This is a genomic window from Maribacter polysiphoniae, assembly GCF_003148665.1.
In the GTDB taxonomy this organism is placed as follows: domain Bacteria; phylum Bacteroidota; class Bacteroidia; order Flavobacteriales; family Flavobacteriaceae; genus Maribacter_A; species Maribacter_A polysiphoniae.
The window spans coordinates 161442-175882 of the sequence record NZ_QGGQ01000006.1; the positions used below are offsets into that span (position 1 = coordinate 161442).

Genomic DNA, 14441 nt, shown 5'->3' on the forward strand with positions numbered 1-14441 from the left:
AACATCACTTAGCTTATGTGTTGTCAAAACAGGGGTGCACTAAAAAATATAACGGTTGACCCAATCCACAATCCAACAACTGTTCGCACAGTCTCCGAAAACCCGGAAACTGCAGGAGGCTATTGCCGATTCCCAAATCCAAGGTGCCCATCAAAATGATGGGATTTCGTTGAAAGGCCTAACAGGTTCTTCCCTTTCGTTCGTTGTTTCGGATGTTTTCAAAAACGCTGACAAACCTTTTTTATTGGTGTTCAGCGACAAGGAGGAAGCAGCCTATTACCTCAATGACCTGGAATTGTTGATCGGGGAGAAAGATGTATTGTTCTACCCCGGCAGTTATCGCAGGCCATATCAGATAGAAGAGACCGACAATGCCAATATACTTCTTAGGGCAGAGGTCCTAAACCGGATCAACTCAAGAAAGAAACCGGCAGTCATCGTTACCTACCCCGATGCCCTTTTTGAGAAAGTGGTCACCCGAAAAGAGCTGGACAAGAATACCCTGAAGATCAAAGTCAATGATTCCCTGTCTTTGGACTTTCTTAATGAGGTGCTTTTCGAATACCAGTTCAAACGTGTGGATTTTGTGACCGAACCTGGGGAATTCTCGGTTAGGGGGGGCATAGTCGATGTGTTTTCCTTTTCCCATGACCAACCTTATCGAATCGAATTTTTCGGGGATGAGGTAGATAGTATCCGAACCTTCGATGTAGAAACGCAATTATCAACGGAGAAGGTGAACAAGATCTCCATTATCCCCAATGTAGAAAACAAATTTTTGGATGAGACCCGGGAGAGTTTCCTAAAATACATTTCACCCAAGACCATCGTCTTTACGAAAAACCTTGAATTACTCTTTGATCGATTGGATTCATTTTTCCTAAAAGCACAGGAATCATTTGCCAAATTATCCAAGGAAATAAAACATGCCCAACCGGAGGAACTGTTCGTAAATTCAAAACTGCTTAAAACACAGTTGAATGATTACGGTTTGGTGGAAATGGGCGGAACTACCTTAACATCCAAGTCCACCCAGGTCGAAGAACTCATTTTCAAGACCCGGCCACAACCCGCTTTCAACAAGAAATTCGATTTATTGATTGACAACCTCAATCAAAATAGCCAAAACGGATATACCAACTATATCTTCTGCGCTTCGCAGCAGCAGGCCAAACGCTTTCATGATATCTTTGCCGAGGTAGACCACGACATTCAGTATACCACCGTGGTTTTTCCCATATTCCAAGGGTTTATCGATGATGACCTGAAATTGGTCTGCTATACCGATCATCAGATATTTGAACGGTACCATAAGTTTCAACTGAAAAACGGGTATACCAAGAAACAGGCCATTACCCTTAAGGAACTCAATAAATTGGATATTGGGGATTACGTAACCCATATCGATCACGGTATCGGCAAGTTCGGTGGGCTCCAAAAAATAGATGTTGAAGGCAAAAAGCAGGAAGCGATCAAACTCATGTACGGGGATCGCGACATACTCTATGTCAGCATTCATTCGCTTCACAAAATATCAAAATTCAATGGTAAGGACGGGGCTGCCCCAAAGATTTACAAATTGGGTTCTGCCGCCTGGAAAAAACTAAAACAAAAAACCAAATCACGGGTCAAGAAAATAGCCTTCGACCTGATCAAGGTTTATGCCAAGCGAAGACTGCAAAAAGGATTCCAGTATGACCCTGACAGTTATATGCAATTGGAATTGGAAGCTTCCTTTATCTATGAGGACACCCCGGACCAAAGTAAGGCCACAGAGGATATTAAAAAGGACATGGAGAGTGAGCGCCCCATGGATCGCCTTATTTGTGGGGATGTCGGATTTGGAAAGACCGAAGTGGCCATCCGAGCGGCATTCAAGGCCGTGGATAATGGCAAACAAGTCGCCGTTTTGGTCCCTACGACCATTCTTGCCTTTCAACACCATAGGACCTTTTCGGAACGCTTAAAGGAAATGCCGGTGACCGTTGACTATCTCAACCGGTTTAGAACGGCCAAAGAAAAAAGGGATACCCTTGAAAAACTGGAAAACGGACAAGTCGATATCATTATCGGTACCCACCAACTCGTGAACAAAAACGTGAAATTCAAGGACCTTGGCCTTTTGATCGTTGACGAGGAGCAAAAATTCGGGGTTTCCGTAAAAGACAAACTTAAATCGATCAAAGAGAATGTCGATGTGCTCACCTTGACCGCAACACCCATTCCGCGTACGCTTCAGTTCAGCTTAATGGCGGCTCGGGATCTTTCGGTCATCAATACCCCCCCTCCCAACCGCTACCCTATCGAAAGCCATGTCATACGTTTTGGGGAAGAAACCATACGCGATGCCATTACCTATGAAATACAACGTGGTGGACAGGTGTTTTTCATCCACAACCGCATTGAGAACATCAAAGAGGTGGCCGGTATGATCCAACGCTTGGTGCCCGATGCCAAGATAGGTATTGGTCACGGTCAAATGGAGGGTAAAAAACTGGAGGCATTGATGCTCGCCTTCATGAATGGGGAATTCGACGTGCTTGTTTCCACAACGATTGTTGAAAGTGGTTTGGATGTCACAAACGCCAATACCATATTCATCAACAATGCCAATAATTTCGGACTTAGCGACTTGCACCAAATGCGGGGTCGTGTAGGCCGTAGCAACAAAAAGGCGTTCTGCTATTTTATTACCCCACCGTATGATGTCATGACCTCCGAAGCCCGTAAAAGAATACAGGCACTGGAGCAATTTACCGAATTGGGAAGTGGTTTCAATATCGCGATGAAAGATTTGGAAATTCGTGGTGCCGGTGATATTTTGGGAGGGGAACAGAGTGGTTTTATCAATGAAATCGGTTTTGACACCTATCAAAAAATACTGGCAGAGGCCATAGAAGAACTCAAGGAAAATGAGTTCAAGGAATTATATGAGGAGGTTGAGGGCCACCATGAAAAGGTTTATGTTAAGGATACCCAGCTCGATTCTGATTTTGAATTGCTGTTCCCCGATGATTATATCAATAACATTACAGAACGATTGAATCTCTACACCGAACTTAATTCGATTAAGGAAGAAGAGGCCTTGCAGAAGTTCGAGTCAGAACTGATCGATCGTTTCGGTGAATTGCCGACGCAGGTGGTCGACCTACTGAACTCAGTCCGTATAAAATGGATTGCCAACGGTATTGGTCTTGAAAAGGTGGTGATGAAGAAAGGCAAATTGATCGGTTATTTTATCAGCGACCAACAATCGGCTTTTTACCAAAGTGCCAAATTTTCCCAAGTACTCCAATTTGTACAGGCCAACGCGCGCCTGTGTAAAATGAAGGAAAAGGAAACCCGGAACGGACTTCGGTTGTTATTGACATTTGATAAAATCACCTCTGTGGAAAAAGCACTGAATGCTTTGTCCCCTTTCGATAATCAAAAAACAACAGCGGTTACCCCCAACTAGGGTGGCCTACGATTTCCTTTACACCATAATTACGTATATTAAACACTACCATTAACAGATATCTACACTATGAACAATTCAAGCCCAAGTTTCACTATAGCTGAAAAATTAGCCATTGTACATGCGATGGATTCTGTCATATTAGCTGATGGCACCGTTCATAAAGGCGAATTGGATGCCTTGGGTGAAATGATGCCCCGCATTGAATTTGACAGCAATTTTATCCTTCAGGCGCGAAATATCGCCCAAGAACAGGCAAAATTGATATTACGGGACATGTCGGAAGACAAAAAACTGGAATTGGTCAGCATTTTGGATGAAATAGCGATTTCCGATGGATTTGTACATCAAAAAGAATCAGATCTACTCTTGGAGATCTATTCCTTTATCGGTATTGAGCCCAAATAAATACGACCAAAAACCAATCTTTTGTCAGTGGCCCTTTTTTATTCCATATTGAAACGAAAGCCGTGAACAAATGATGATTCTTTGGAAAATACATAGGACAAAAGCCAAGACCCAGCAACACCCCAATGACCTAAAATTATTATCTTACGGGCCGATTAACCATTAAGCCATGTCAAAATACCTTTACGCCTTTATTATTGTCCTTTTTACAAGTGTTTTCTACGCACAGGAAAGTGGCTCCCAATATATACATCAGCACTACGACCTAAAGGAATACCGTATTCCCATGCGTGATGGCGCGGAACTTTTTACGGTGGTGTATACCCCGAAAGACCTTTCGGAAAAGGCACCGATATTATTAAACCGCACCTGTTACAACGCCTCTAAGTTCACCGATTACCAAGTAGACGGTTATCCTTCGAAATACCTGGTAAAAGACGGTTATATCCTCGTCTTCCAGGATGTCCGGGGCAGGTATATGTCCGACGGCACCTTTGATAATATGCGACCCATTGTTCCTGGGAACAATAGAAAGAACAAAAACGAAATCGACGAAAGTTCCGACACCTGGGATACCATTGACTGGTTGATCAAGAATATTAAAGGAAACAACGGTAAGGTAGGCATATACGGTATTTCATATCCGGGTCATTATGCGGCGGCGGCGTTACCCGACGCACATCCGGCCCTTAAGGCCTCATCACCACAGGCTCCCATTGCAGACTTTTTCTTTGATGACTTTCATCATCAGGGAGCTTTTCTACAGAGCTACACTGCGGCATATGCCGTTTTTGGGTATCAAAAGGACACCCTTACCCGGGACTCTTGGTATATTGATAAGATACAAAGGTTTTATAATAACCCACCTGCAGATGGCTATGACTTTCATTTGCGAATGGGGCCGCTTAAGAATATTACCGAAAAGTACCATTACGACAATTTCTTCTGGAAACAAGTCGTTGACCACCCCAATTATGATGGGTTCTGGCAGAAAAGAAACATTCTCCCGCATTTAAAAAATGTAAAACCTGCCGTAATGACCGTTGGTGGCTGGTTCGATGCCGAAGATCTATATGGCCCATTGAACATATACAAGACCATTGAGGCGACCAGCCCCAAGGCTAAAAATACCATCGTAATGGGTCCGTGGGCACATGGCGGTTGGGCCAGGGAAAACGGAAAGACCATTCATAACCATATTTATTTTGGGGATAGTATCTCAACATTTTACCAGAAGGAGATAGAACGAAAATTCTTTGCACACTATTTAAAAGACGAAGAAACGGACCCACTTCCCGAAGCCTACATGTATGATACCGGTTCTAAAAAATGGGAAACCTTCGATGCATGGCCTCCCAAGGACTTAGAGCCCATAACCCTCTATTTTGGTGAAAACGGAAAATTATCGATCAATGAACCCACGGATGGGGACGCTTCCTTTGAGTACACCAGCGACCCGAACAAACCCGTACCCTACACCTCACAAATTGAGGGGCTGACCTTCACCCCCAGACGATTCATGTCCGATGACCAAAGGCAGGCTTCCCGCAGACCGGATGTCCTTACCTTTGAATCTGAAATACTATCGGAGGATATGCAACTGGCCGGGGAGCTATTTTCCAAGCTCAAGGTATCCATGACCGGTACGGATGCCGACTTTATCGTGAAACTCATTGATGTTTACCCCAATGACCATCCCAATTACGAGCATAATCCAGAAAATATCGTCATGGGAGGCTACCAACAACTCGTGCGTTCAGAGGTTTTCAGGGGAAGGTTCAGAAACGGATTCGACAAACCCGAACCTTTTGTCCCCAACCAACCCACCGATGTTGGTTTTCGTTTACAGGATGTATTGCATACCTTTAAAAAGGGTCATCGCATCATGATCCAGATACACAGCACCTGGTTCCCGTACATTGACCGTAACCCACAAAAATATGTGGACAATATTTACAAGGCCGACGCATCGGATTTTATCAAATCGACCATTAAAATATATGGCACCTCTAAGATAGAGATCGGGAATACGGAATGTTGCCAACCTCCCGTGGTACGCCTAAAAGAACCGATTATCAAGAATTAATGCATACGAACCGTTATTGGTCCAGGATCTAATTTGTAATTTGGACCGATTTTTGATTTTACTTGATCTATGAAAAAACTAGTTGTTATACTTGCCCTGATCATCGGCATACCCCTACATGCCCAACATACCATTTCCGGCACATTTTCACCCGCCAAGGATTACAAATGGTTGATTGCCTATCGCCTAAAACCAGGCACACAAAGCTATATCGCCGATACCGCCGTCAAGAATGGGGTATTCAATCTAAAGATTCCTGCAAATGCCTTGCCGGGAACCTATAGACTGGTCTACGCCGTTCCCCAAGAACAATTCTATTTTGATGTCATCTATAACGGAAAGGAAGATATCACCTTTGCCTTTGATGCCACAAATGGGGTCTCGTTCTTTACGTCGGACGAAAATATTCTCTTCAACACCTACTTTAAGGAAATCAACGACTTGGAACAACAGATCACGAATTACTATACAAGTTCAAGTACCGATGAAAAAGAATTCAAGGCCCTGACAAAACAGCTTCAAAGCACCCAGGATACCTATGAAAAAAAGACGGAAGGCACCATGGCCTATCACTTCATCAAAAGCAATAAACCTTATATTCCCACAAATGCGGAACCGGTTGAAGTCTATGTGAACAACAAAAAGACCCATTATTTCGATGCCTTGGATTTTGACAACCCCATTTTACAGGCTTCAGGATTTTTGACAGACAAAATGATAAATTATGTTTTTACGGCATTGCCCCTAAAACCAATGACCGATATTGAAAAACAGAAGGCCATGAACCATAACGTTGACACCATCAATGAAAAATTGAAGACCGTCAATGATCCGTATAAAATGCATCTTTTTTACAGTTTATGGACGCAAGCTTCCGTAACTACTTCCAATATAACCGCTGACTATATCTACAAAACCTATTTAAAGGAACTTGCATCGACAGCAAAAAACAAAACCATAATCGACGAAGTGGAAGTACATAATAGATTACGAATCGATGCATTGGCTCCTGACATCCAATGGAAGAAAGACGGCGTATCCCAATCCTTAAGTAACTTGAAAGGGGCCGAAAACTATGTGCTCGTCTTTTGGAGCAGTACCTGTAGCCACTGTTTACATGAACTTCCTGCCCTGCACAAAAAACTGGAAGATTTCAACACGGTCAAGGTTGTGGCGGTCGGACTTGAAAACGACGATGTAAATTGGAAAAAGGAATCGGCGGATCTATCCCATTTTGAACATGCCATTGCGTTGGGCAAATGGGAAAGTGCTTATGCCAGCACCTATAATATCCAACAAACACCCACCTATTTTATATTGGACAAGGACAAACGAATTATCGCCAAACCCGATAACGACAAGGAAGTTGTTGAATTTTTGGAAAAGGAATAATCCCTTATAACATTTTAAGGTCCTTAATGGTCTTAAAGGCAATATCCACCTGGTCATCATTTACGATAATGGTGAACTCGTTGGTGGTTGATATAACTTCATAGAGTACAATACCTTCCCAGGCCAACCGTTGGAAAATGAAATAATAGATCCCCGGTACCGAGACATTCTCAGCGGGAAGTTTTACGGTTATGGAAGACAGGTTATTCGCCTTCTGGGTGCATCGTTCCGTCTTAAAAAGAGTTTCAACGGTACTGTCCATTATATTACTAATGACAATATTGATTTCGTTGACACCCCTCGATGACGTATAGAACACATCCTGGTTGGAATGAATTTCCGCAAGGAGTTTTGCCTGTTGGGTAAGAATGGTCTCCGATGCCAAAAAGGTATAATCGGTCAAAGAGGACCGTACCGTTATTTCACCGATATTCTTTAAAACCTTGATAATTTTATGGGTAGCCCTAAATTCCAGGTCATCAGACAATCGTTTTAAGGCCATGACAATGGCACCATTACGAATATCTTTCCCCAATTGCTCCTCAATTTCCGGCTTTACGATTCTAGAAAGCGATGTTAGGTTGATAATCCCTTGTGCCAAAGCACTTTGAAGAAAAGGTTTCTTCTTGATATACTCTTCTACTACGGACGATATTGTTTTCATAATGCTTAAAATGTCTACAAATATAACATAATGTTATAAATAAAACAAATTGTGGGATATTAAATTCAGAAATGGTAAAAAGCACTTTCCAAATGATCGATCTTAAAGACCTTATTGTTCTTTAAAATCGTGATGACATCAAAGCGCACCTCAACGTCCAAATCCTGTTCCGTAACATAGTGATCTGCCCCCATCACCAATAAGTCTATTTTCCGTTTGGTGATGGTCTCTGCTATGTTCTCGACAAAATCGGTGCTTCGGGAACGCACCTCAACAATGGCCAAAATCGCATCCTTCTGTGCAATGATATCGATCTCAGCTTTTAAATACCTATAATTCCTATACTTTATCGCATAGCCTTTTTGAATCAAAAAATCGACTGCAATTTGCTCTCCCTCTTTACCAAATTCGTTATGTTTTCCCATATTTTCCTTCTTTATAATCAAAAAAAATGCATTTCATCGAAAATATATGACTTTCGTCGTCTTTTTGGATTGTATCACCGTTATTTGAAATGTATAACAACGAAAATAATTGGATTTACATAATATCCAATTTGTTTAGACGTTAAGAATTTGCCCCCTACGCACATGAACGTTCTTAAAGCCTAAAATTACTATGGAATACTTCGTTAATTGTAACACCTCTACATTAGCGCCGTACACTGCGCCTTTGGATAAATCCAAGGCAGCGCATTTGTACCGGAGATTGGGGTTTAGTGCCTCAGTCGAAACTATTGATCAAGCCGTTGGACAATCGGCTGGTGCTTTGGTAGACAATCTTATTAACCAAGCCATAAATATGGCACCGACCCCAGCACCGAGTTGGGCAGATTGGAACAATAGCAACTATCCCGCCGATGATGATGCGGCCGGCCAACTACGCAGGGCCCAGATAGACGAATGGAGTTTGACCTATACGAATGCCATGCTCAATAACAACCTAAGGGACCGATTGAGTTTCTTTTGGAGCAACCATTTTGTAACCCAACTCTCTGTATACGACTGTAGTTCCTTTCTATATCATTATATCAATTGCCTGCAACGCAATTCCATCGCGAATTTCAAGACTTTTGTCAGTGAGATCGGTTTAACCAGCGCCATGCTCTATTATTTGGATGGTGTATATAACAATGGTAACAACCCGAATGAGAACTATGCGAGGGAGCTGTATGAACTTTTTACCCTAGGGGATGGCAATGGCTATACCGAGGAGGACATTGTGGAAACGGCCAAGGCCCTTTCAGGTTATGTAGAACGGGGCGAGATAGGCTGCGAACCCGTAACCTTCGATCCTACCAAATTCAATACGGACAACAAGACCATTTTTGGTCAAACCGGTAACTGGGGGTATGACGATGTCATTGATATCCTCTTTGAGCAACGCGGTGCCCAATTGTCCGATTTTATATGCCGGAAGCTTTATGAGTTTTTCGTGCACCCGGATTCCAGAGACGATATGAACAATGCCCAGGTCATTATCGACGGCATGGCTGCCACTTTCATGGCAAACGATTATGAAATCGCACCGGTTTTATCCCAACTCTTTAAAAGTCAACATTTCTTTGATGATGAAGCCATTGGGGTCATCATAAAAAGTCCGTTCGATATTTATTTGAACTTTCTAAACGAAACCGGTTTTACATATTCTGACACCACTTTGGCCAGTATGATCAATTATAGCGATCTCTTGGGACAGACCTTGTTCAACCCTGTAGAGGTTGAAGGGTGGCAGCGCAATAGAACGTGGATCAACACCAATTTTATGATCGGTCGTTGGCTTACCATGGAAACCATCATTGATGGTCTCTATCAAAACGACCCTGAACAATTCCGAGCATTTGCAACCAACGCCGTTGGAACTGCGGATAGCGGTACCAGTAACCCCGAAATCGTAGTGACCGCTATCGTCAACAAGATTGCCCCCAAAGGCATGTATACCACGGAACAATTCGACAATGCCGTATCGGCATTTACCATTTCTGAAGTTCCCATGTCGTACTACAGTCCCGATTTCGTGGATGGTGGAACATCACAATGGATTTTGAATATTTCGGCATCCGTTCCATCACAGGTACACTTGCTTTTACGTCATCTTTCAAGACAACCAGAATTTCAACTAAAATAAACCTACGATTATGTGCGATACTCACGATAAAACTCCATTTAAAGGCTTAGAACATGAGGGCCATGATCACGAACATAAGGCCTGGAGCAGACGTTCCTTTTTACAGGCACTAGGCATAGCAGGCTCTGGATCAATGCTATTGGGATCACAGATGTTAACAGCCTCTGCCCCATCCCCATTGACCTCTGCCATAGCCGCGGCTGAAACCGACAATATCCTTATCCTTATCAGGTTGAATGGTGGTAATGATGGTTTAAGTACGGTTATCCCCATGGAACAATATGATTCCTATGCCAATGCAAGGCCCAATATTTATATTCCTGAAAGTAAGGTATTGAAACTAACCGATGAATTCGGGGTACCTTCCTATATGAAATCGCTGGAGCCCATGTGGGGCGATGGCCAATTTAAAGCGGTACACGGTGTCGGGTACCAAAATCAAAGCCTTTCCCACTTTACGGGAACTGATATCTTTGGAAGCACCGATATCAATACCACTGGGTTCTCAGGAGAGGACACGGGTTGGATGGGCAGGCATTTTGAACATCTATATCCCGATTATCTATCCGATTTTCCCGGAAGTAGACCTACCGATGGCCCTGCTGCCATACAAGTCGGAAACTATGGTAGTCTTGTTTTTGAAGGTGAGGAAACCAACTACGCCTTTGTGACCAATAATGTTGACCAATTACAGCAAATCGCCGAAACAGGCCTACAATATTCCGTAGATGAAGCCCTTTTTGATGATTGTATGTATTCCGATCAAATCAAGTTTCTTAGGGGCGTATCGAACGTCACCAATGAATATGCAGGAATAATCCATGAGGCCTATATGCGTGGCCAAAACCAAGTGGAATACCAAGACAATGGTTTTGCTAGGCAATTGGCCATTTTAGCACGATTGATCAAAGGGAATCTGGGCACCAAGGTATATATGATCTCTATGGGAGGTTTTGATACCCACGGAAACCAGCCCTTGACCCATGAACGCCTAATGACCAATTTGTCGGTTGCCGTGGATAATTTTTACGATGATATTGCCTTTACCCAACAGGATGAGAAGGTTTTGAGCATGACTTTTTCCGAATTCGGAAGACGAATTTTCGAAAACGGTTCCAATGGTACCGATCACGGTAAGGCCGCTCCAACACTTTTCTTTGGCTCCGGCCTAAACGGCAGTGCCTTTGTTGGGGAACATCCTACCTTGGACAATCCCGATGGTCGCGGTAACCTTGAGTTTACGATGGACTTTAGGGATCTCTATGCCACAGTACTGGCGGAATGGCTGTGTGTTGATATTCCTTTGGTAGAACAACATTTATTAAACCACCCCTATGCACCTGTAAATCTCGGATTCAACTGTAGTGGTACTGATTTTCCGGATATTGTTTACAGTGATGGGGAACCTACTTTACCAACAACGGGACCTACCCCAGAAACACCCTTTGATCCCCAATTGTTGGATGCTATTGTACACAAACCTTTTTATCCTACGGATAGTACACCACATATTTACTTGGAAATGCCCTTTAGTGCCCACGTAGATATTCAATTGTACAATATTCTTGGACAAAATGTGGGGACCGTCTTCAACGAGATGATGTTTGAAGGTTCTACAGAGATAAATATTAGGGAGCGAATGCCAAGTCATTTATCTACCGGTAAATATATTTATCGCATTAATGTACAGAATCAAAAAATGAGTAAATCGGTAATGGTTGCTTAAACAAACCCCACTACCTCTAAGGGCCCTATTTCCATATGAAAGGGGCCCTTTCTTTTTTTAATCGATTTAGACCCGAAAAACACAATTATTATTGCTCCCGTAATCCAATACAAATCCGTAGGAATAGGTAAATCTCCCATCAAAATCTGTATTTTTGTCGTTTAATTTCGAAAGTTGATGACAGATAACGCAAAATCCCCAGCCCGATATACCATTACAGCAGCATTACCCTATACCAATGGACCCATACATATTGGGCACTTGGCGGGTGTATACGTACCTGCCGATATCTATGCCAGATACCAGCGACTACAAGGTAAGGATGTAGCCTTTGTTTGTGGAAGTGATGAACATGGGGTGGCCATTTCAATGAAGGCCAAAAAGGAAGGTATTACCCCCAAGGAGGTCATTGATAAGTATGACGGTATCATACGTAAATCGTTTGAGGAGTTCGGTATTACTTTTGACAATTACTCCAGGACTTCACGTGAAATCCACCATAAAACAGCTTCCGACTTTTTTGTAAAGCTTTACGAGCAAGGCGATTTTATTGAGGAAACCACGGCACAATTGTACGATGAGGAAGCCAAACAGTTCTTGGCCGATCGTTTTGTCGTCGGCACATGCCCAAAATGTGGCCATGAGGAAGCCTATGGTGACCAATGTGAGAATTGTGGCTCTACCCTGAATGCGACGGACCTTATCAATCCGAAATCGACCATAACAGGTACAGTGCCCACCACCAAAGAAACCAAACATTGGTTTTTACCCTTGGATCGCTATGAGGATTTCCTTAAGGAATGGATTCTTGAGGGCCATAAAAAAGATTGGAAACCCAACGTCTATGGCCAATGTAAAAGTTGGATCGATGACGGATTAAAACCCAGGGCCGTTACCCGCGATCTCGATTGGGGTATTCCCGTACCGGTGGAAGGTGGCGAGGGCAAAGTATTGTATGTTTGGTTCGATGCCCCTATCGGCTATATTTCATCGACCAAGGAATGGGCCGCCCGCGAGGGCAAGGATTGGGAGCCCTATTGGAAGGATAAGGACACCAAATTACTGCATTTCATAGGCAAGGATAACATTGTTTTCCACTGCATTATCTTCCCAAGTATCTTAAAGGCCCACGGCGAATATATTCTTCCGGACAATGTACCGGCCAACGAGTTCCTGAATTTGGAAGGCAACAAACTTTCCACCTCAAAAAACTGGGCGGTATGGTTGCATGAGTATTTAGTGGATTTTCCAGATATGCAAGATGCATTGCGGTACACCCTAACGGCCAATGCACCCGAAACAAAGGACAATGACTTTACCTGGAAGGATTTCCAGGCCCGTAACAATAACGAACTGGTTGCCATTCTAGGGAACTTTATCAATCGGGTCGTGGTCTTGACGAATAAATATTACGAAGGCGTAGTTCCCAGTCCTTCCGAGTTCTCCCAAGTGGACAAGGAAACCTTGGAACAGCTGCGAAAATACCCTGAGATCATTGCAAGTTCCATTGAACGCTACCGTTTTAGGGAAGCCGGTCAGGAACTGATGAACCTAGCGCGATTGGGCAACAAATACCTGGCCGATGAAGAGCCTTGGAAAGTAATCAAACAAGATGGGGAACGGGTAAGGACCATTATGTTCGTCGCCCTACAGATTGCTACAGGACTGGCTGTATTGAGCGAACCCTTTTTGCCCTTTACTTCCGGAAAATTAAAACAAATACTTGCCCTCGGTTCAAGCGCAGACGAGGCCTTATGGGCGAAAGTCGCAACCCAGGAAACCCTACTCGCACCCCAACATAAGATCAACAAGGCCGAACTGCTCTTTAGAAAAGTGGAGGACAGCGAAATACAGGCCCAATTGGATAAGTTGGAAGCCACCAAAAAAGCGAACGAAAACGAAAACAAAGCACTTATGCCACAAAAGGACACGATTACTTTCGATGACTTCTCAAAACTCGACATGCGCGTAGGCACTATTGTCGAAGCTGAAAAAATGGCCAAGGCCAAGAAATTATTGGTTCTTAAGGTAGATACCGGCCTAGATACCCGAACCATCGTTTCGGGTATAGCAGAGAGTTTTACGCCCGAGGAAATCGTAGGCAAAAAAGTGACCGTTCTGATCAACCTTGCCCCAAGGGCATTGCGCGGTGTTGAAAGTGAAGGGATGATCTTGATGACCGAGAATGCTGATGGTAAATTGGTCTTTGTAAACCCTGATGAGGATAATGTCGGGAATGGATTAACGATAAATTAAACCCTTCAACAAAGTACGATTATTGGTTCTTTTTAAGATAGGCGAAGTGTCTTCGATCAAATACGCACCCTATGATGTCCGGTCGAGCGCAGTCGAGACCTGGTTTAAAGCAGAAGACTTCAATGCAATTTTACTATGTTTATATACTAATGTGTTCGGACGGATTGACATATACCGGTATCACCAATGATATCACACGAAGGTTCGATGAACACCAAAAAGGAGTACGGAATACGGTTGGACTTTTCCAAGTGGGGCCGGTACTGGGAATGATTGATTTTAAAACCCAATGTCCGGTCGAGCGCAGTCGAGACCTAGTTTAAAG

At 43.3% G+C, this 14441-nt stretch carries 10 protein-coding genes; 8 read left to right on the forward strand and 2 right to left on the reverse strand.

The features are described 5' to 3' along the window. Positions 1–55: 55 nt before the first annotated feature. The 4 genes from mfd (at position 56) to LX92_RS13745 (ending at position 7343) form a co-directional block, all read left to right on the forward strand. On the forward strand, positions 56–3457 hold the full coding sequence (mfd, locus tag LX92_RS13730) for a transcription-repair coupling factor (protein WP_109651565.1): 3402 nt from the start codon (positions 56–58) through the stop codon (positions 3455–3457). Between the two features lie 69 nt (positions 3458–3526). Then, a complete protein-coding gene (locus tag LX92_RS13735) occupies positions 3527–3865 on the forward strand; it encodes a TerB family tellurite resistance protein (RefSeq protein ID WP_109651567.1) in 339 nt (112 codons plus the stop codon). A 169-nt stretch (positions 3866–4034) separates the two neighbouring features. Further along, entirely contained in the window at positions 4035–5951 is a 1917-nt protein-coding gene (locus LX92_RS13740) for a CocE/NonD family hydrolase (RefSeq protein ID WP_109651569.1), read from the forward strand. Between the two features lie 69 nt (positions 5952–6020). Next, positions 6021–7343: a TlpA family protein disulfide reductase gene (locus LX92_RS13745; protein WP_109651571.1), complete on the forward strand. Its 1323-nt coding sequence runs from the start codon at positions 6021–6023 to the stop codon at positions 7341–7343. Between the two features lie 4 nt (positions 7344–7347). On the opposite strand, the gene LX92_RS13750 is transcribed toward LX92_RS13745, so the two are convergent. Then, positions 7348–8007, reverse strand: coding sequence for an aspartate kinase (locus LX92_RS13750; protein ID WP_109651573.1), 660 nt, complete (start codon positions 8005–8007; stop codon positions 7348–7350). Positions 8008–8072: 65 nt separating this feature from the next. Continuing rightward, positions 8073–8432 (reverse strand): YraN family protein, encoded by a 360-nt coding sequence (locus LX92_RS13755; RefSeq protein WP_109651575.1) that lies wholly within the window; start codon positions 8430–8432, stop codon positions 8073–8075. A gap of 193 nt (positions 8433–8625) precedes the next feature. On the opposite strand from LX92_RS13755, the gene LX92_RS13760 reads away from it, so the two are divergent. The 4 genes from LX92_RS13760 to LX92_RS22985 all read left to right on the forward strand — a co-directional run bounded on the left by LX92_RS13760 (position 8626) and on the right by LX92_RS22985 (position 14439). Beyond that, complete coding sequence (locus tag LX92_RS13760; protein WP_109651577.1) at positions 8626–10134, forward strand: DUF1800 domain-containing protein; 1509 nt, start codon at positions 8626–8628, stop codon at positions 10132–10134. Positions 10135–10144: 10 nt separating this feature from the next. Then, a complete protein-coding gene (locus LX92_RS13765; RefSeq protein ID WP_109651579.1) occupies positions 10145–11860 on the forward strand; it encodes a DUF1501 domain-containing protein in 1716 nt (571 codons plus the stop codon). Positions 11861–12037: 177 nt separating this feature from the next. Beyond that, positions 12038–14116, forward strand: a complete 2079-nt coding sequence (gene metG / locus LX92_RS13770) for a methionine--tRNA ligase (RefSeq protein ID WP_109651581.1) — start codon at positions 12038–12040, stop codon at positions 14114–14116. Positions 14117–14187: 71 nt separating this feature from the next. Next, positions 14188–14439 (forward strand): GIY-YIG nuclease family protein, encoded by a 252-nt coding sequence (locus LX92_RS22985; RefSeq protein WP_317047067.1) that lies wholly within the window; start codon positions 14188–14190, stop codon positions 14437–14439. Positions 14440–14441: the final 2 nt, after the last annotated feature.

Coding starts and splice junctions, on each gene's coding strand:
- LX92_RS13735 (WP_109651567.1), top strand. CDS start 3,527: ATGAACAATTCAAGCCCAAGTTTCACTATAGCTGAAAAATTAGCCATT.
- LX92_RS13740 (WP_109651569.1), top strand. CDS start 4,035: ATGTCAAAATACCTTTACGCCTTTATTATTGTCCTTTTTACAAGTGTT.
- LX92_RS13745 (WP_109651571.1), top strand. CDS start 6,021: ATGAAAAAACTAGTTGTTATACTTGCCCTGATCATCGGCATACCCCTA.
- LX92_RS13750 (WP_109651573.1), bottom strand. CDS start 8,007: ATGAAAACAATATCGTCCGTAGTAGAAGAGTATATCAAGAAGAAACCT.
- LX92_RS13755 (WP_109651575.1), bottom strand. CDS start 8,432: ATGGGAAAACATAACGAATTTGGTAAAGAGGGAGAGCAAATTGCAGTC.
- LX92_RS13760 (WP_109651577.1), top strand. CDS start 8,626: ATGGAATACTTCGTTAATTGTAACACCTCTACATTAGCGCCGTACACT.
- LX92_RS13765 (WP_109651579.1), top strand. CDS start 10,145: ATGTGCGATACTCACGATAAAACTCCATTTAAAGGCTTAGAACATGAG.
- metG (WP_109651581.1), top strand. CDS start 12,038: ATGACAGATAACGCAAAATCCCCAGCCCGATATACCATTACAGCAGCA.
- LX92_RS22985 (WP_317047067.1), top strand. CDS start 14,188: ATGATGTCCGGTCGAGCGCAGTCGAGACCTGGTTTAAAGCAGAAGACT.